This window comes from Pseudomonas sp. W17 (assembly GCF_040268305.1).
Lineage (GTDB): Bacteria > Pseudomonadota > Gammaproteobacteria > Pseudomonadales > Pseudomonadaceae > Aquipseudomonas > Aquipseudomonas protegens.
On the sequence record NZ_CP158490.1, the window covers coordinates 3,595,266 to 3,613,369 of the forward strand.

General features: G+C 67.1%; 14 protein-coding genes. 10 read left to right on the top strand and 4 right to left on the bottom strand.

Annotated features, from left to right (window positions below; all coding sequences use genetic code 11):
* The 4 genes from ABCR88_RS16595 to ABCR88_RS16610 all read left to right on the top strand — a co-directional run bounded on the left by ABCR88_RS16595 (position 1) and on the right by ABCR88_RS16610 (position 7,156).
* Positions 1–1,584 (top strand): ABC transporter substrate-binding protein, encoded by a 1,584-nt coding sequence (locus tag ABCR88_RS16595; RefSeq protein ID WP_041118121.1) that lies wholly within the window; start codon positions 1–3, stop codon positions 1,582–1,584.
* Positions 1,585–1,717: 133 nt separating this feature from the next.
* Positions 1,718–4,297 carry a TonB-dependent receptor plug domain-containing protein gene (locus ABCR88_RS16600; protein ID WP_325984615.1) on the top strand — a complete coding sequence of 860 codons (2,580 nt, stop codon included), beginning with the start codon at positions 1,718–1,720 and terminating at the stop codon, positions 4,295–4,297.
* Positions 4,298–4,333: 36 nt separating this feature from the next.
* Positions 4,334–5,416, top strand: a complete 1,083-nt coding sequence (locus tag ABCR88_RS16605; RefSeq protein ID WP_325984614.1) for an LLM class flavin-dependent oxidoreductase — start codon at positions 4,334–4,336, stop codon at positions 5,414–5,416.
* Positions 5,417–5,902: 486 nt separating this feature from the next.
* The gene (locus tag ABCR88_RS16610) at positions 5,903–7,156 is read left to right on the top strand and encodes a ferredoxin reductase family protein (RefSeq protein ID WP_015635548.1); all 1,254 of its coding nucleotides are present in this window, start codon (positions 5,903–5,905) and stop codon (positions 7,154–7,156) included.
* Here ABCR88_RS16610 and ABCR88_RS16615 read toward each other — a convergent pair whose 3' ends face one another.
* Positions 7,157–8,695, bottom strand: a complete 1,539-nt coding sequence (locus ABCR88_RS16615) for an MFS transporter (RefSeq protein ID WP_350402727.1) — start codon at positions 8,693–8,695, stop codon at positions 7,157–7,159.
* 128 nt (positions 8,696–8,823) lie between these two features.
* Between ABCR88_RS16615 and ABCR88_RS16620 the strand changes: the two genes are divergently transcribed.
* The 4 genes from ABCR88_RS16620 to ABCR88_RS16635 all read left to right on the top strand — a co-directional run bounded on the left by ABCR88_RS16620 (position 8,824) and on the right by ABCR88_RS16635 (position 14,229).
* Positions 8,824–9,732, top strand: coding sequence for a LysR family transcriptional regulator (locus tag ABCR88_RS16620; RefSeq protein ID WP_350402729.1), 909 nt, complete (start codon positions 8,824–8,826; stop codon positions 9,730–9,732).
* 292 nt (positions 9,733–10,024) lie between these two features.
* Positions 10,025–11,506 (top strand): APC family permease, encoded by a 1,482-nt coding sequence (locus tag ABCR88_RS16625; protein WP_041118111.1) that lies wholly within the window; start codon positions 10,025–10,027, stop codon positions 11,504–11,506.
* Positions 11,507–11,605: 99 nt separating this feature from the next.
* Entirely contained in the window at positions 11,606–12,802 is a 1,197-nt protein-coding gene (locus ABCR88_RS16630; protein ID WP_053151554.1) for an iron-containing alcohol dehydrogenase, read from the top strand.
* Positions 12,799–14,229: an aldehyde dehydrogenase family protein gene (locus tag ABCR88_RS16635; RefSeq protein ID WP_350402732.1), complete on the top strand. Its 1,431-nt coding sequence runs from the start codon at positions 12,799–12,801 to the stop codon at positions 14,227–14,229. Before ABCR88_RS16630 ends, ABCR88_RS16635 begins: the two co-directional genes overlap by 4 nt.
* 9 nt (positions 14,230–14,238) lie before the next feature.
* Here the strand turns inward: ABCR88_RS16635 and ABCR88_RS16640 are convergent, their stop codons facing one another.
* Entirely contained in the window at positions 14,239–15,135 is an 897-nt protein-coding gene (locus ABCR88_RS16640; RefSeq protein ID WP_019093986.1) for a LysR family transcriptional regulator, read from the bottom strand.
* Between the two features lie 144 nt (positions 15,136–15,279).
* Between ABCR88_RS16640 and ABCR88_RS16645 the strand changes: the two genes are divergently transcribed.
* A complete protein-coding gene (locus ABCR88_RS16645; protein ID WP_350402734.1) occupies positions 15,280–15,831 on the top strand; it encodes a GNAT family N-acetyltransferase in 552 nt (183 codons plus the stop codon).
* Here ABCR88_RS16645 and ABCR88_RS16650 read toward each other — a convergent pair.
* Positions 15,824–16,744 (bottom strand): carbon-nitrogen hydrolase family protein, encoded by a 921-nt coding sequence (locus ABCR88_RS16650; protein WP_350402736.1) that lies wholly within the window; start codon positions 16,742–16,744, stop codon positions 15,824–15,826. The two genes, ABCR88_RS16645 and ABCR88_RS16650, sit on opposite strands and share 8 nt — an antisense overlap.
* Before the next feature lie 84 nt (positions 16,745–16,828).
* Between ABCR88_RS16650 and ABCR88_RS16655 the strand changes: the two genes are divergently transcribed.
* Complete coding sequence (locus ABCR88_RS16655; RefSeq protein ID WP_015635541.1) at positions 16,829–17,764, top strand: LysR family transcriptional regulator; 936 nt, start codon at positions 16,829–16,831, stop codon at positions 17,762–17,764.
* Here the strand turns inward: ABCR88_RS16655 and ABCR88_RS16660 are convergent.
* Positions 17,736–17,990 carry a hypothetical protein gene (locus ABCR88_RS16660; protein WP_011061196.1) on the bottom strand — a complete coding sequence of 85 codons (255 nt, stop codon included), beginning with the start codon at positions 17,988–17,990 and terminating at the stop codon, positions 17,736–17,738. The genes ABCR88_RS16655 and ABCR88_RS16660 overlap by 29 nt on opposite strands.
* Positions 17,991–18,104 lie beyond the last annotated feature (114 nt).

Sequence of the window (18,104 nt, forward strand, 5' to 3'; positions counted from 1 at the left end):
ATGAGCCAGGATTACTCGGGTTTCAGTCGCCGCCGCTTTCTGAGCCACAGCGCGCTGTTCGGCGGTGGCCTGCTGCTGGGCAGCGGCCTGCTGGCCGGTTGCGACGCGGACAATGCCAGCGCCCCGGGCACGCTCGCCAGCGATCAACCACGCTACGGTGGGCGCCTGCGCCTGGGCATTCTCGACGGCAACCAGAGCGGCAACCTGGATGCCCACAAGCCCATCGGCAGCGGCATCGTCCGAGGCTTTGCGCTGTACAGCAAACTCTGGGAATGGGACGAGCAGATGCAACCGCGCCTGGCCCTGGCCGAGTTCGCCGAACCCAATGCCGATGCCAGCAGCTGGACCCTGCGCCTGCGCCAGGGCCTGGAATTCCACCACGGCAAAAGCATCGACGCCGATGACCTGATCTTCTCCATCCGCCGCCTCACCGACCCGCAACTGGCCTCACCCTACGCGGCGCTGCTGCACTGGGTCGATCGCGACAACCTGCAAAAGCTCGACGAGCGCACCGTGCGCCTGAGCTTTCGCGAGGGCCGCAGCTACATGCCGCTGGCGGAAACCTGGGTCAACTTCGGCGGCATCGTCCCGGTGGACTATCACCCGGTGACCAACCCGGTGGGTGCCGGCCCCTACAAGCTGAAAAGCTTCACCCCCGGCCAGCGCTCGCTGTTCACCCGCTTCGACAACTACTACAAGGACGGCCAGCCCTACGCCGACGAACTGGAGATCATCGACTTCAAGGATCAGGTGGCGCGCCTGGCGGCCCTGCGTTCCGGGCAGATCGACATGGCCAACGTGATGCCCACCGAGCAGTTGCAAGTCCTGCAGCGCGACCCGCGGGTGCGGCTGTTGAAATCGGTGACCGGCAACTGGCTGTCCTTCGACATGAACCTGGACAAGCCGCCGTTCAACGACCCCAGGGTGCGCCAGGCCTTCCGCCTGCTGGCGGATCGCGAGGAGCTGGTGCGCCGCGCCCTGAACGGCCAGGGCCGGGTGGCCAACGACCTCTATGCCCCCAGCGACCCGACCTTCAACCACAGCCTGGGGCCCCGCCCCCACGACCCGCAGCGTGCGGCGCAACTGCTCAAGGAGGCCGGCCAGGAAAACCTCGAGCTGGAGCTGGTGACCACCCCGGGGCCGGCCCTGACCTCGGCCCTGGTGCTGGCGGAACAGGCCAAGCGCATTGGCGTGACCCTCAAAGTCCGCCAGGTGGACCTGGCGACCTTCCAGGGCCCGCAACGCAACGACTGGACCCTGAGCACCGGCGGCAGCATCGGCGCGCCGTTCCTGGCCAGCGCGATCCACACCGACGCGCCCTTTGCCGTGTCCAACAAGACCCACTTCAACGACCCACAGTTCAGCGAGGTGTTTCTCGCGGCCATGGCCCAACCCGACCTGCAACGACGCACGGCCCTGGTGCACCAGGCCCAGCAGATCCAGTACGAACGGGGCGGCATGCTGATCTGGGGCTACGCCGACCTGCTGGACAGCGTCTCCACCCGTGTGGGCGGCGCCCGGGAAGAACAGTCGCTGTTCAGCACCTGGCGTTTCGAAAGGTTGTGGCTCAACAACAGCGCCTGACCCACCGCCCGACCGTAGGAGCTGGCTTGCCAGCGAAAGCGCCCGCAAGAGCACCGCGAGCCTCCAGGCCCTCTTCGCCGGCAAGCCGGCTCCTACAGAACATTCATGCGATTCAATATGAGGCTCATGTGCCATGCCCTCCAACGCCTTCGCTCGCCCCGCATTCGGCCCGGCCCTGGCCGTAGTGGTGTTTTCTTCCCCGGCGCCGCCGCTCTTCGCCGCCGATACCCAGTTGCAAACCGTCACCGTCCAGGCCAGCAGCCAGGCCGATGACGATGCCCTGCCCACCCGGCCACCGACCTCGGTGTATGGCGGCACCGAAACCAAGGTCCTGGACACCCCGCGCTCGGTCACCCAGGTCAACGCCGAACAACTGGCCAACGACCCGATCCGCAGCGCCGACGACCTGGTCAAGTACGCCCCGGGCATCACCCGCGGTGGCGGGCAGAACGCCGGTATCGCCCCGCAGTTCCGCGCCCAGGGCTCGGAAGTGTTCCAGGACGGCCAGCGCGCCTATGGCGTGCGCCATCCGGCCAACTTCAACGCCTACGAGGGCGCGGACATCGTCGCCGGGCCTTCTTCGGTGACCTACGGTTCGGTGTCCGGCAGCGGCGGCTACGTCAACTACCTGAGCAAGAAACCCAACTTCAGCGAATTCAAGACCCGTCTGAGCGGCGAGCTCGGTGCCTGGGTGCCGGACGGCCAGTCCCGGGACTCGCGCAAGTTCAGCATCGACAACACCGGCCCCCTGAGCGACCAGCTGGCCTACCGGGTGAGCATCACCCAGCAGCGCCAGCAGGACTACTACGACAACGTCGACAACAATTTCGATGCCTTCTACGGGGCCCTGGCCTGGCGCAACGACAACCTGCGAGTGGACTGGAACGCCAGCTACGACAACTACTACGACTACAACATCACCCACGGCTGGAACCGCGCCACCCAGCAACTGGTGGACAGCGGCAAGTACTATGCCGGCCGCGCCACGCCGATTATCCAGAACGGCAACAGCCTGTGGTCGCCGGTGCTGGCCTCCGGTGCCGCCAATGCCCCGACCCTGGGCTGGGTGCAGCGCCAGCGCAACGCCCAGGGCCAGTACAGCGTCGTGGATGGCAGCTTCCAGGCGGCCTCGCCCAACACCCAGGCCAGCCCCGGCACCCTGCGCGGCTGGGTCTATGACCCGAGCCTGGCGGGCAACGGCTTGACCTCCCTGTCGCCACAGGCCGGCCAGCGCGGCGAAGACCAGAGCAGTTCACGGCGCTTCACCACCCAACTGCGCATCGAGGGCGACCTGTCCCCCAGCGTGACCCTGGCCAACAGCACCTTCTACCAGCGCTCCCGGGACCTCACCGACGCGGTCGGGGCGTTCCAGGTGCAATCCCGGGACAACCTGCTGGACAACCGCTTCGAGCTGCGCTCGGGCAATGAAACCCGGATCGGCGGCCTGGCCCTGCGGGACGACAGCAACAGCGGGCTGATCTACCGCCGCGAGTTCAACCAGTCGATCGCCGCCAACAATCATTTCGGCTCCACCATCAACGCCTACGACCTGACCCTGGACCCTTCGGGCAAGAACCCCGGCGACCTGCTGGGGCTCACCGGCAGCAACCCGGCCGGCGGCAACGGCGCCTGGATCGGCCAACCCGGGGTGCCGCAATACTCCAACTACTACGGCTGGCTCAACCTGGCGGCCATGTACCCCGCCGGCCACGGCCTGTACGCCGAACCCCTGGCGCCCTACACCGCCGAAAGCACCTGGACCACCAAGACCCTGTTCAGCCAGCACAACCTGCGCCTGGGCGAGCGGGTGGGCCTGAACATCGGTGCCAGCCGCAGCTGGATCGACGCCCGGATCGACAACCCCTTCGTCCTTGCAGGTGGCAGCGACCGGCGCGACAGCCACAATTACCGGCTGTTCGCGTTCCAGGTCAGCCCCTACGTCAAACCCAGCGAGAACAGCACGCTGTACTACACCTTCGACCGCTCCCTGGCGGTCAACACCGGGTTCTTCTCCAACGGCCTGGGCTGGGGCAGCGGCAGTGGCGCCAACCAGCTCAACCCCCTGGCGTTCCAGAGCCTGAGCGTGCTGCATGAACTGGGGCTGAAGGTCGAAGCCATCCCCGACCAGCTGTTCATGACCCTGGCCACCTTCAAGCAGGCCCGGGACCAGTCCCCGGACAGCAACAACAACATCGCCCGGCTGATCATCAAGGGCACCGAGGCGACCCTGCGCTACCAGCCAGACCCGCACCTGCGCAGCGGCCTCAACCTGTCCCGGCTCAGCGCCTACAACGAATTCACCTCCCAGGCCGGCTTCGCCTCCGCCGGGTTCATCCCCGACAACGGCACCGTGTTCGGCGACAACAACAGCCTCAACCAGCGGCCCTCCGGGCGCTTCGACGCGGTGCAGATCCCCGAGTACACCGCCAGCGGCTACCTCGACTACCGCTTCGACTCGGGCTTTGGCGCCGAGCTCTCCGGCTGGTGGACCAGCAGCTGGTACCTGAACCTGAGCAAGACGGTGAAGGTCCCCGACGAATACAACCTCGACCTGGCCCTGTACTACCGCCAGCCCCAGTGGAGCACCACCCTGCGGGTGCTCAACCTGACCAACGAACTGAACTTCGTCAGCGGCCTGGCCGGCTCCACCAATACCTTCCTGCAGCCCATGCCCGGACGCACCGTGCTGGCCCAGGTGGACTACCGCTTCTAGGCACTTTCCTTCTTCTGCGACCTCAGGACACTCCCCATGAGCATTGAATTCGTCGGCATGATCTTTCCCCGCCAATGGTCCGAAACCCGCGGCGTGCGCAGCCCGGACTTCGACCTGGCATTCATCCGCGAGCACGCGCGCGCCCACGAACACGCGGGCTTTGACCGAGTGCTGATCGCCAGCGGCCCGGGCAGCGCCGACAGCCTGCAGATTGCCGCCTACGCCGCGGCCCACACCGAGCGCCTGGGCTTCATGATTGCCCACCGCCCGGCCCTCAGCGCCCCCACCGTGGCGGCCCGGGCCTTCGCCACCCTGGACCACACCACCGGCGGAGGGCGCATCCGCCTGCATGCCATTACCGGCATCACTGCCGAGCCCCAGGAAGGCGACACCCTGCTGGACAAGACCGAGCGCTATCGACGCACCGACGAGTACCTGGAGATCGTGCGCCGCACCTGGACCGCCGAAGAACCCTTCGACTTCGAAGGCCGCTACTTCAACCTCAAGGGCGCGTTTTCCCCGGTCAAGCCGCTGCAGCAGCCGCACATCCCCATCTCTTTTGGCGGCTCCTCGGACATCGCCTACCAGATCGCGGTCAAGCACGCCGATCTCTACGCCCTGTGGGGCGAGCCCCTGGAGGGGGTAGCCGAACAGATCGGCAAACTCAAGGCCGCGGCCAGCGCCGCGGGGGTGGCCGCGCCCCGGGTCAGCCTCTCGGTGCGACTGATCCTGGGGGCCACCGAGAAATTGGCCTGGCAACGGGCCGAACAGATCCTGGCGCAGATCCGCGCCAACCCGCAGTTCGCCGCCGGCAGCCCCTGGCAGAAGCGCCTCAAGGGCACCGGCTCCGAACGCCTACTGGCGGCCGCAGCCCGCGGCGACCGCCATGACCGCGCCCTGTGGATGCCCACCGCCAGCGCCGTTGGCGCCTACGGCGACACCACGGCCCTGGTGGGCACGCCGGAGACCGTGGCCCAGGCCCTGCTGGACTACGTCGACCTGGGCGTGACCACCTTCCTCAACCGTGGCTACGACCCTTATTACGACACCATCGACTATGGGCGCTGGATCATCCCCGCCGTCCGCGAAGCCGCCACCCGCCGCAAGCAACACCTGTAGAAGGCGTTTACGAGGCTGGCATCCGGCTTGGAGGCCCTTTCGCCGGCAAGCCGGCTCCTACAACTGCGTTGACCTTTCCCACAATCCTGTAGGAGCTGGCTTGCCAACGAAGGCGGTTAAGAGGCTGACGCCCGGCTCAGGGGGACTTTCGCCGGCAAGCCGGCTCCTACAAGCGCGTTGACCTTTCCCACAACCCTGTAGGAGCTGGCTTGCCAGCGAAGGCGCCCGCAAGAGCACTGCCCGGTTCAGGGGCCCTTGGCCGCCTGCCAGCGCCTGCGCAAGCGGTGGCCGGGGAATCGGAATGCGAGTGATAGTCGATCATTTTCAACACTTTATCGGCGCCAGGCCGATGACCCAGATCACCACGAATACTCGCCAAAGCGTTAACATTCCACCCAGCCTTTGGCTTTGAACCTGTCATATCCACTTTATGCATCGCGCCCTTTGCTGCGCCATGACGGCATTTCCTCACCGGAGTCATGCACTTTGAAAACCTGGCACACACTTGTCGGCATCCTGCTGATCACCACGGTCACCCTGCTGCTGGAGATCCCTTCCGCCACCTGGCTGACCTCGGCCACCCTGAGCATGATCCTGGGCACCGCAGCCCTGGCCTACATGGCGATGTCCTGCCTGCTGGCAAGCCGCTGGGGCTGGGTCGAACGGCTGTTCGGCGGCCTTGACCGGGTCTACGAGGCGCACAAATGGCTGGGCATCTGGGCCCTGGCATTCGCCAGCTACCACCTGGTGTTCAAGGCCAACCTGGATGAATGGAACAGCGTGCCGATCCTCGAACTGTCCAAATACTGGACGCGCCTGGTCCGCCAGCTGAGCTACGTGGCCCTGGGCCTGATCGTGCTGCTGGCACTGAACCGCAACATTCCCTACAGCCAGTGGCGCTGGTGGCACAAGCTCTCCGGCCCGCTGTTCCTGATCGTCATCCTGCACTGGCTGAGCTTCAAATCGCCCATCACCCTGGATTCGCCCTCGGGTATCTGGCTGGCTCTGCTCTGCGTCCTCGGCGTGCTCGGCGCCCTGTACAAGCTGCTGCTCTACCCCCTGGTGGCCAAGGCCGGCGAATACCAGGTGACGGCGGTCCGGGTGGAGAAGAACTCCCTGCACCTGGAGCTGATTCCCCAGGGCCGGGGCTTTCCTTTCAAGGCCGGGCAGTTCGCCTTCCTCTCGATGCAGGAAAAAGGCCTGCGCGAACCCCATCCGTTCACCATCGCCAGCGCCCAGGCCCATGACGGGCGCATCGAATTCGTGATCCGCGCCCTGGGGGACTACACCCAACGCCTGCGCCGCCAGGTCAAGGTCGGCATGCGTGCGGACATCTACGCGCCCTATGGGCGTTTCAAGCGGCCGCAGGCGGCTGCCCGGGAAATCTGGATCGGCGGTGGCGTGGGCATCTCGCCATTTATTTCCTGGCTGCAGGATGAAGCTGCCGGGCAGTTCGACAAGGCCACCCTGGTGTACTGCTACAACCCGTCCCGGGCCTTCCCCAGTGTCGACACCCTGCAGGGCATGGCCCAGGCCCGGGGAGTGAACTTCGTGGCCAACTGCGGCGGCACCGAGCCCCTGGCCCAGACCCTCAAGCGCACCGCGGCCGAAACCGATCCGCAGCAGATCCAGGTCAGCTTCTGCGGGCCCAAGGGCTTGCTGGGCCAGGTCCGGGAACTGATGAGCGAGTGCCGGATTCCCCAAGGCAACCTGCACTACGAATTCTTCGAGTTCCGCTGATCAAGCCGCTGGCGGCCCTGGCTGGCGCGGCTGGCGCAGCGTCACCCAGACCACCAGCGCCGCTAGCAGGGTCATCAGGGTCAGCACCTGCAACAACTGGCTGAAAGCCTGCCCGTACAGGGCCAGCAACCCCTCCCGGCCCAGCGCCGGCAAGGCCGCCAGAGTACCGGGCAGGTCACCCCCGGCCAGTTGCCGGGCAGCCCCCATCAACGTCTCGGCGGGCAGCGCCTGATCCGCCAGGGCGTGCTGCAGCAGCCCCGCCAGCAGCGCCACCACCAGGGCCAGGGCAATGCCCTCGCCGGCCACCCGGGTGGTGCTGAAGATGCCGCTGGCCATGCCCGCGCGCTCCTTGGGCACCACACTCACCGACAAGCCGTCCATCAGCCCCCAGGGCAGCCCGCTGCCGAGGCCGATCAGCAGCAGCGGCCAGATCCGATCAGCCGGCGCCTGGCCCGCAGCGATCCGGCTCAGCCACCACAGCCCGGCGGCAGCCAGCAACAGGCCCAGGCTCGACAGGTTGCCGGCGCTGCACCAGCGGCTGAGCCAGCCCGCAGCGAACGGCACCACCAGCATCGGCGCCGACAGGGCAAGCATCAGCAGCCCGGCATCGATGGCGCTGTAGCCTTCGACGCCGATAAAGCGGATCGGCAACAGGATCAGCAGCACCACGTAGCAATAGCAGGTGGCGATGGGCAGCACCTGCACCCCGACAAAACGCGGATAGCGAAACAGCGACAGATCCAGCATCGGCCGCGCTGCACGCCGCTCGACGACGATGAACAGCCACAGCGCCAGCAGCGCCCCCGCCAGCAACAGCAGAACCCAAGGGTTGCTCCAGCCGTTTTGCGGGGCCTGCAGGATGCCCCAGGTCAGCAGCACCAGCGCCAGGGTGAAACTCAGGGTGCCCGGCCAGTCCACGCCCTGGGCGTCGGGGTCGCGGGACTCTTGCATGCGCGGCACGCCAAAGGCCAGGGACAGGCCGCCGATCAGCGCCCCGGAGACAAAGATCCCGCGCCAGCCGGCCTGTTCCACCAGGATCCCGGCGAGGATCGGACCAAACGCCAGGCCGACACCAAAGGTGGTGCCCAGCAGGCTGAAGGCACGGGTTCGCGCCGGGCCGTCGAAGGCCTGGGCCAGGGCCGCCGAACCACCGGCCAGGGCGGCGGCACCGGCCAGCCCCTGGACCCCGCGCAGGAGGTTCAGCCACAGCAGCGACGGTACGAACACCAGGGCCAGGGAGCTCAGGCCGAACAGCGCCACGCCAAGGCTGAACAGGCGCTTGCGGCCAAATTCGTCGGCCAGGGTGCCGGCGGCCATCAGCACGCTGCCAAAAGTCAGCATGAAGGCATTGGTGGTCCAGCTCAGGGCCAGCGGGCTGCCCCCCAGTTCATGGCCGATGGCCGGGGTCGCCACCGCTACCCCGACAAAGGTCAGGGGCAGCATCAGGGCCGCCAGGCACACCGCGGCCAGCACGCCATGGGCGGACTGCCGGCGACTTTGGGCGGCCTGCCCCAGGGGTAATTCGAGTTCGGGATTCACACGGACCTCTCAAGCCCTGGCAACCAGGGGTGGGCTAAGAAAAATCCATGGTAGGTATGCCGCAATCACTGAAAAACAGGGCACTCTTCCGCTCTTTACGGACAAAAACGCTGCAATCGAGGTGAACGATGGACAACCTAAACGGCTTGCAGGTGTTTGTCAGCGTGGTCCAGAGCGGCAGCCTGGTGGGCGCCGGCGAGCGCCTGGGGCTGTCTGCCTCCGCGGTGGGCAAGGCCCTGGCGCGCCTGGAGCAGCGCCTTGGCGTGCGCCTGCTGAACCGCAGCACCCGGCGCATCAGCCTGACCGATGAAGGCGCGCTGTTCTATGAGCGCGGCCAGCGCATCGTCGCCGAAGTCCAGGAGGCCGAGGCCGAACTGGCGCGGATCAGCGACAAGCCCCGGGGCCGGCTGCGGGTCAGCCTGCCGGCCATCGGCTATCGGATGCTGCTGCCGATCCTCCCGGAGTTTTCCGCGCGCTACCCGGACATCGAGCTGGACCTGGACTTCAACGACCGGCTGATCGACGTGATCGCCGAAGGCGTGGACGCGGTGATCCGCAGTGGCGAGCTGCCGGACTCGCAATTCAAGTCCAGGAACCTGGGGCCCTTCGGCTTCGTGCTGGTCGGCGCCCCCGGCTACTTCGCCCGGCGCGGCACCCCGCGCACGCCCCGGGACCTGGAGCAGCACGCCTGCCTGCGCTACAAGTTCCCCGGCGGCAGCTTGCTGCAGCAATGGAGCCTGCGCCTGCCCGACGGAGCCCCGCCGCTGGTGCTGGGCAGTGCCCTGACCAGCAACAACCTGGAATCGCTGATCCACGCCGCCACCCAGGGCCTGGGCATCGCCTACGTGCCCGAGTTCGTGGTCTGCGGGGCCCTGGCCGATGGCAGCCTGGTCGCGGTGCTGGACGACTACCAGCAAGAGCGCGGCAAGTTCTCCATCCTCTGGCCCAGCAGCCGTCACCTGCTGCCCAAGCTGCGGGTGTTCGTCGACTTTCTCGGTGAACGGCTGGAGCTGGGCAAGCACCACGCTTCCCGCTGATATCCCCTCGATGCCTGGCGCTGGCCGGGCAGTCGCCGGCCCCTGCAAAACATCAGCAAATGCAGATGCCAGCTTACCAATCCATGTATTCATCTTGATGTTTGCCCGCCGTAAGCTCGTCCTGGCCTGCTGCTGCAGGCCAGGCAATGTCGGTACGCCAAAAACAACAGCTAAAGGCCATCCCAATAACAATCTGATCTGCCGACTCCAGGAACCGCTATGTCAACTACCCCATCACGCCGCCCTTGCGTCGGCCTGCATCGTGGCGCCCGCCCCTTGAACGAGGTGCGCCATGACTGACTTCCTGCCCGCTCCGGGCACCGATGAACACTTGCTGCACCACCAGGGCTATCGCCAGGAGCTGCACCGCGGCCTGTCCCTGTGGTCGTCGTTCTCCGTGGGCTTTGCCACGGTCTCGCCAGTGGTGGGGATCTATTCGGTGATGGCCCTGGGCGCCATGAGCACCGGCCCGTCCTGGGTCTGGATCGTGCCCCTGTGCCTGGCCTTGCAGATGCTGGTGGCGCTGGTCTATGCCGAACTCGCCTCGCAGTACCCCCTGGCCGGCGGTTGCTATCAATGGGTCAAGCGCCTGGCTGGAGACCGCTGGGCCTGGTTCACCGGCTTCATGTACCTGGCCTCGGCCCTGGCTTCCCTGACCACCGTGGCCTACCTGGGCGGGTTCTGGCTGTGGCTGTTCGTCACCGGCACGCCGCCTTCGGCCAATGCCCAGGTGGCCAGCGGCGCCGTGCTGCTGGCGTTGGGGCTGGGGGTCAACCTGTTGGGGATCAACCCGCTGAAGTACTTCGTCAACGCCGGGATCATCGCCGAAGCCATCGCCTCCATCGGCATCGGCGTGCTGTTGCTGCTGTTCTTTCGCAACCACTCCTGGTCGCTGCTGCTGGAAGGCCTGGGCAACAGCGTCAGCGGCGATGGCACCTACCTGAGTGGCTTCGTCACCGCCATGGCAGTGGGCGGCTGGGCCTTTCTCGGCTTCGATGCCTGCTCCCAGGTGTCCGAGGAAACCGCCGATGCCCGCACCTCCACGCCGCGGGCCATCCTGCGCTCGATGCTGCTGGTGGGGCTGACGGTGATGCTCACCGCCTTTGCCGTGACCCTGTCGTTCACCGACACCGCGGGCCTGGTGGCCGGCCAGGTGGTGGACCCGGTCACCCCGGCGGTGGTGGATGCCTTTGGCGCCTGGGCCGAGCGGCCCTTCGTCGGCGTGGTGCTGGTGGCGTTCATTGCCTGCGTGGTCTCGGTACAGACCTATATCGGCCGCGCGGTATTCGGCATGGCCCGGGACTCGATCCTGCCCGCCTCGGCGTTCCTGCGCCGGGTGGATGGGCGCAAGGTACCCTTCGCCGCCATGCTCGTTTGCACCCTGTTCGCCAGTTTCGGCCTGGCCCTGGGCCTGAACGCCACGGCCGTGGGCACCCTGATCGCCTTCGGCAGCGGGGGCTTCTTCATGGTGTTCCTGATCGTGATCGGTTGCGCCCTGGTCCATCGCCTGCGTGGCCGCTGGCGGCCCGACGCCGGGGTCTTCAACCTCGGCCGCTGGGGCCTGCCGGTGAACCTCGCGGCCTTTGTCTGGCTGCTGTTCGAGAGCGTCAACGTGGCCTGGCCGCGGGAATCCCTGGCGCCGCCCGGAGCGCCCTGGTTCCAGGTCTGGGCAGTGGTGCTGGTGTTCTCGACCCTGGCCGTGCTGGGCCTGATCTACATGGTCCTGGCCAAGCCCTACCTGCGCCGCGACAGCAGCGCATCCGACCGCGGCTGAATCCTCATGCGCTGTCAGCGACAGCGCATTCCCTCCCCGCTACTGGCCCGGCGCCTGCTGCGCCGGCCGCTTCACGCCTGATGTTTCTGGAGACCATCGATGCCCCCGTCCATCCACTACTGGAACTACCCCACCGAGATCTTCTGCGGCGCCGAGGCCCTGCACGGCCTGGCCCAGCGCTGCGCCCTGCTGGGCATGGCCAGGCCCTTGCTGGTCACCGACCCGGGCATGCTCGAACTGGAACCCTTTGGCCTGTTGACCGCACACCTGGAGCAGAGCCGCCAGGGCTTTGCGGTATTTGCCGAACTGGCCAGCAACCCGAGCCTGGACGATGTGCAGCGCGGCGTCCAAGCCTTCAGGGCCGGCGGCCACGACTCGCTGATCGCCCTGGGCGGCGGCAGCGCCATGGATGCCGCCAAGGGCATCGCCCTGGCCGCCGTGGACCCGCAAGGGCTGCAGCGTTTCGAGTGGTCCCGGGTGATCGAGCATTACCCGAGCCTCAGTGACTTTCCGCGCCTGGGCCTGCCGCCCCTGATCGCCCTGCCCACCACTGCCGGCACCGGCTCCGAACTGGGCCGCGAAGCGGTACTGACCGACAGCCAGCAGCAGGTCAAGCGGGTCATCAGCCACCCCGAACTGCTGCCCGCCTGCGTGATCCTCGACCCGCTGCTGACCCGCGGCCTGCCGCCCGCGCTGACCGCCGCCACCGGCATGGATGCCCTGACCCACCATATAGAGGCGTTCTGCTCGCCCCTGTACCACCCGATGTCCAGCGCGATTGCCGTGGAAGGCATGCGCCTGGTGCAGCAGCACCTGCGCCGGGCAGTGAGCCACGGCCAGGACCTGGACGCCCGGGAAGGCATGCTGGTGGCCTCGGCGATGGCTGCGGTGGCCTTCCAGAAGGGCCTGGGTGGCGTCCACGCCCTGGCCCACCCGCTGGGCGCCCGCTATCACCGTCACCACGGCCTGCTCAATGCCGTCCTCCTGCCCTATGTGCTGGTGGCCAACCAGCCGGTGATTGCCGAGGAGATCGGGCGCCTGGCCCGTTACCTGGACTTGCCCCGGGGGGATTTCCAGGGGTTCCTGGACTGGATCCTGGCCCTGCGCGCCGAGCTGGGCATCCCCCACTGCCTGGCGGATATCGGCCTGGACAGCCATGAAGCCGAGTGGGTCGGGGCCCAGGCCCTGGCGGATATTTCGTCCTCCGACACCAATGCCCGACCGCTGAGCGCCGCCGACTACAGCCAGATCTTCCGCAACGCCGTGCACGGCGTCCTGCCAGGAGCCCGCCCATGAAACCGGCCCTGTTTATCGACGGCCACTGGGTCGATGGCGACGGTGCGCCGATGCCGGTGCATGACCCGTCCCTGGGCCAAATCATGGCCCAGGTACCGGCGGCCACCGCCCATCAGGTGAACCTGGCGGTGCAGGCCGCGCGCCGGGCCCTGCCCGGGTGGCGTAGCCTCAGCGGCGCCCGGCGTGCCGAGTACCTGCAAGGCTTCGCCCGGCACCTGCAGCAACGCCGCGAAGGGCTGATCGCCCTGCAGATGCGCAATAACGGCAAGCCGCGGCACGAAGCCGAACTGGACCTGGACGACGCCATCGCCACCTTCGACTACTACGCCGGCCTCGCTGCCCAGCTGGACGCCCGCCAGGATCAACCGGTGCCCTTGCAGGCTCCGGGCTTCAGTGCCCACTGCAGGTTCGAGGCCCTGGGCGTTGTGGGGCTGATCGTGCCCTGGAACTTCCCCCTGGTCACCAGTGCCTGGAAGCTGGCCCCGGCCCTGGCCGCGGGCTGCACGTTGGTGCTCAAGCCCTCGGAAGTGACGCCTCTGATCGAACAGGTCTACGGCGAAATCGCCGACGCCCTGGGCTTGCCGGCGGGCGTGTTGAACCTGGTGGCCGGCGCCGGAGAAACCGGCGCAGCCCTGAGCCAGCATCCGGGGCTGGACAAGCTGTCGTTCACCGGCAGCACTGCCACCGGTCAGCGAGTGATGGCCAGCTCCGCCGCCTTCTGCCGGCCACTGACGCTGGAGCTGGGGGGCAAGTCGCCGATCCTGGTGTTCGCCGACGCCGACCTGGACCAGGCAGTGCACTGGATCATCGGCGGCTTTTGCTGGAACGCCGGGCAGATGTGCTCGGCCACCTCGCGGCTGCTGGTCCACGAGTCGATTGCCGATGCTTTGCTGCAGCGGTTGCGCAGTGCCCTGCTGGCCCTGCGGGTCGGCAACCCCCTGGAGCAGGAAGTGGACATGGGCCCCCTGAGTTGCCAGGCCCAGTGGCGTACGGTGTGCACCTACCTGGAACAGGCCAGGAACGAGGGCCTGGAATGCCTGGTGGGCGGCCATGCCCTGCCCGGGCCGGGCTGGTTCGTGGCGCCCACGGTGTACACCGATGTGCCCACCAGCAGCAGGTTGTGGCAAGAGGAGATCTTCGGCCCGGTGCTGTGCATGCGCCGTTTCAGTGACGAAGCACAGGCCCTGGCCCTGGCCAACGACAGCGCATTCGGCCTGGTGGCCACTGTGATCAGCGCCGATCTGCCGCGCGCCGAACGGGTCGCCGCCGCTCTGGACGTGGGCCACGTGTGGATCAATTCACTACAGGCGGTGTTCGTCGAAACCTCCTGGGGCGGCACCAAGGGCAGCGGCATCGGGCGGGAACTGGGCCCCTGGGGGCTGGCTGCCTATCAGTCGATCAAGCACCTGACCCGCTGCCTGGGCTGAAGCGCGGGATCAGCCGCCATGCTCTGCCAGCAGGTCGGCGATAAAGGCCTTCAGCGCTTCGCCACGGGCATGCCCGGCGTGGGTGATCATGCTGTGCTGCACCTCGTAGCGCAGCGTCTCGGGGTGCAGCACGCGCATCTGCCCGGCCGCGACCCAGGGCTGGGCATAGTGGCTGGGCAGGTAGCCCAGGTGGGTGCCCGCCAGTACCCCGTGGACCACCGCCTCCATGTGGTAGGCGGTGGCCGAGGCGCGCTGGGGCGTTACCGGCAGCACCTGGTTGGCGGGCAGGAAACCGTGCTTGATCCAGTCACAGGCCTTGATGTGCGCAAGCTCTGGCTCCAGGACAGGGAACAGCGGGTGCGAGGCGCCGCAGAACAGGGCGATTTCCTCGGCGTACAGTGGCTGATAGTCGAGGGTCGGCAGGCTGCGGCTGAAATAGGAAATGGCCAGGTCCAACTGGCCGTCGATCACCGCCCGCTCAAGCTCGGTGGGCGAATTGATGAACACATGCAGGTGCAGGTCGTGCTCGCGGCGATAGAAGCGCGCGATGGCCGCGTCGATGCGTGCCGCGGGCAAGGTGGCGATGTTGTCCGCCAGCCCCAGGTACAGATCCCCCACCAAACGCCCGGACAACTCCTGGGCTTCGCTCTTGAACGCCTCCACCGCGCCGAACAGCGCCTGGGCCGCCGCCAGGATCCGCTGGCCCTTCTCGGTCAGGCGAAAGCCGCCCTTGCCGCGCTCGCACAGCCGATAGCCGAGGCGTTTTTCCAGGCTGGAGATGTGCATGCTGATATTGGACTGGCTCATGTTCAGTTCGGCCTGGGCCGCGGTGAAACCGCCGCACTTGACCACTACGGAGAAAATCCGCAGCAGGCGCAGGTCCATGTCGGTGACGTTTCTAAGCACAGAGGGTTTCCAGGAGTCGCGGGGCTGAACCAGGGGGCTATTCAACGGCAGCGCCCGGGCCGCGTCAAATCCATCACGGCTTGCGTGATCGATGACATTGCAGGGACTATGCAACGCCTTCTTGCCACCTTGGATCGCTTGCCAATGGACTCACACCCCACGCCCGCGCTGTGCACCGAACGCTTGCTGCTGCGCCCCCTGGAACTGGCGGACGCCGACGCCATCCAGCAGCTATTCCCCCAGTGGGAGGTGGTGCGCTACCTCAACGCCCTGGTGCCCTGGCCCTACCCGGCCGACGGCGCCCTGAGCTTCCTGCGGGACATGGCGCTGCCGGCGATGGCCCTGGGTACGCAATGGCACTGGACGCTGCGCCTGCGCAGCAACCCCGGGCAGATGATCGGCAGCATCAGCCTGATGGACGAAGCCGACAACAACCGCGGCTTCTGGCTGGCCCCGCCGTGGCAGGGCCAGGGCTACATGAGCGAGGCCTGCAAGGTGGTGGACCACTATTGGTTCGAGGTACTGCAACGGCCCTTGATGCGGGTGCCCAAGGCCGCGCCGAACCAGGGCTCGCGGCGGATTTCCGAACGCGCGGGCATGCGCCTGATCCGCTCCGAGGACGGTGAGTTCGTCAGTGGGCGATTCCCCGTGGACATCTGGGAAATCACCCGCGAGCAATGGCGCCGGCTCAGGTAAAGCGCACCCCGGGACGGGGGCGCTGGTCCACCGTCAGTTCGAACACATCCGGGCGAGCGTAGTGGCCGACCACGTCGTAGTCATAGCGCGCCCGCACCAGGTCGGCGGTATCGATCTGCGCGCTGATCAGCCCGGCCCGGCCCACCAGGGGGCCGGCCAGTACGTCCCCCGTGGGCCCGACGATCACGCTGCCGCCGGCAATCAACGGCCGTTGGGCCGGCCAGTTGGCAATCTCCAGCCCCAGTTCTTCGGGCGAGGCCTGCACCTGACAGGCGCTGACCACGAAGCAGCGCCCCTCGTGAGCGATATGGCGCATGCTCACCTGCCACATTTCCCGCTCGTCCACCGTGGGCGCACACCAGACTTCGATGCCCTGGGCGTACATCGCGGTACGCAGCAGCGGCATCATGTTTTCCCAGCAGATCACCGCGCCCACCCGGCCGACCTGGGTGTCCAGTACCGGCAGGGTCGAGCCGTCGCCCTTGCCCCAGATCAAGCGTTCGGTCCCAGTGGGCATCAGTTTGCGGTGCTTGCCCGAAAGCCCCTGCTGCGGGTCGAAATACAGCGCAGTGCAGTACAGGGTGCTGCCACTGCGCTCGATGACACCCAGCACCAGGTTGGCGCCGGTACGGGCGGACAGCGCGGCCAGGGCATCGGTTTCCACCCCAGGCACCTCGATGGCATTGGCGAAGTAGCGGGCAAAGGCTTCGCGGCCCTCAGGCAGGCGATAGCCCAGCTGGGTGCCGAAGCCTTCGCCCTTGGGGTAGCCCCCCAGCAGCGCTTCGGGCATCACCACCAACTGCGCGCCGGCTTCGATGATGGCGGCCTCGTACGAGAGGATCTGTTCCAGGGTGGCGGCCTTGCCTTCAGGCAAGGCCCCGATCTGCAGGGCAGCGACAACGGACTTGGGCATGGGATGACTCCTTGAGCAATCAGGTGTTGCCCATTCTGCTGCGGCCCCTGATCATCGATAAACCCCACTCCAGTGCTTAATGATATGAACCAGATGAATATCGCCAGTGTCGACCTCAACCTGCTCAAGGCTTTCGAGGCGCTGCATGACGAGTCCAGCGCCAGCCGCGCCGCCTTGCGCCTGGGGGTGACCCAGTCAGCCATGAGCGCTGCCCTGCGCCGGCTGCGCGAGCTGTATGGCGACCCGCTGTTCGTGCGTACCGGGCGCGGGCTGGCGCCGACCCTCAAGGCCAATCAGTTGAAGCCCGTGGTCAGCGAAGCCTTGAACAAATGCCGCCAGAGCCTGGCCATGGTCGCCCCCGACACCGCCGACTATCAGGGCCGTTCGGTAACGCTGGGGCTGTCGGATGATTTCGAGATTGCCTATGGCCGGCAGATGATCGAGGCCGTGGCCCGGCGGGCGCCGAAGCTGCGGCTGATCTTTCGCCAGAGCCACAGCCAGATCGTCGCCGAGGCGCTGTTGCAGCGCAGCGTCGACCTGGCCATCAGTGCCGGCGGCTTTGCCGAACGCCTGCTCAGCCGCCAGGTGCTGGGGGAAGGCCATTACCTGTGCCTGGCAGACCCGGCCAGCCTGGCCCCCGGGCAACAGCAGATCAGTCTTGAGGAGTTTGTCGCACGGGAACACCTGCTGGTGTCGTCCCAGGGGTTTATCGGGATTACCGATGAAGGCTTGGCCAACCTGGGGCTGAGCCGCCAGGTGTGCGCCTCGACCACGCACTTTGCCGCCTTGCCCTTTCTGCTCAAGGGCAGCCAGGCGGTGGCGACCATTCCGGCCCATGCCGCCCGGCGCATCGCCGAACTCACCGGGCTGCAGTTGCTGCCCTGCCCCCTGGCCCTGCCGCGCTACCCGATCGAGCTGGGCTGGCGCACCAGCCCGCAGACCGACCCGCTGCTGGTGAAGGTACGCGAGGCGATTGTCGAGAGTTTTGCCCTTACTTGTTCGCCGCCATCAGGCGATTGACTTCACTGCGCACCATGTTCGAGTACTCCGGCGGCGACATGCCGTCGAGCTCGGCGCGGACCCACTCGGCCCACTTGCCCTTGCGCTTGCCACGCTCGCCGAACAGCCGCGCGGCCTCGCCCTTGGCCTTGCCCAGGTTGCTCTGCCACAGGTCGAACAGACGGGACTTCTCGTCCTCGATGGCGGCGCGCTCGGCCAGGGTCTTGTTAGCCAGATTGAAACTCATGGGAAATTCCTGCTGCGTAAAATAGGCGCCATCTTACACTGTAGGGGCTACGGGTTTTACCCCGGGGTCGCCAACGGGGCGTAAAACAACTGCAACTTTTGCCCCCGCGCCGGA

Excerpts from the sequence above, each read along its gene's own strand:
- ABCR88_RS16605 (WP_325984614.1), top strand. The coding sequence starts at position 4,334 with ATGAGCATTGAATTCGTCGGCATGATCTTTCCCCGCCAATGGTCCGAA.
- ABCR88_RS16655 (WP_015635541.1), top strand. The coding sequence starts at position 16,829 with ATGAACCAGATGAATATCGCCAGTGTCGACCTCAACCTGCTCAAGGCT.
- ABCR88_RS16635 (WP_350402732.1), top strand. The coding sequence starts at position 12,799 with ATGAAACCGGCCCTGTTTATCGACGGCCACTGGGTCGATGGCGACGGT.
- ABCR88_RS16645 (WP_350402734.1), top strand. The coding sequence starts at position 15,280 with ATGGACTCACACCCCACGCCCGCGCTGTGCACCGAACGCTTGCTGCTG.
- ABCR88_RS16600 (WP_325984615.1), top strand. The coding sequence starts at position 1,718 with ATGCCCTCCAACGCCTTCGCTCGCCCCGCATTCGGCCCGGCCCTGGCC.
- ABCR88_RS16630 (WP_053151554.1), top strand. The coding sequence starts at position 11,606 with ATGCCCCCGTCCATCCACTACTGGAACTACCCCACCGAGATCTTCTGC.
- ABCR88_RS16660 (WP_011061196.1), bottom strand. The coding sequence starts at position 17,990 with ATGAGTTTCAATCTGGCTAACAAGACCCTGGCCGAGCGCGCCGCCATC.
- ABCR88_RS16625 (WP_041118111.1), top strand. The coding sequence starts at position 10,025 with ATGACTGACTTCCTGCCCGCTCCGGGCACCGATGAACACTTGCTGCAC.
- ABCR88_RS16620 (WP_350402729.1), top strand. The coding sequence starts at position 8,824 with ATGGACAACCTAAACGGCTTGCAGGTGTTTGTCAGCGTGGTCCAGAGC.
- ABCR88_RS16650 (WP_350402736.1), bottom strand. The coding sequence starts at position 16,744 with ATGCCCAAGTCCGTTGTCGCTGCCCTGCAGATCGGGGCCTTGCCTGAA.
- ABCR88_RS16595 (WP_041118121.1), top strand. The coding sequence starts at position 1 with ATGAGCCAGGATTACTCGGGTTTCAGTCGCCGCCGCTTTCTGAGCCAC.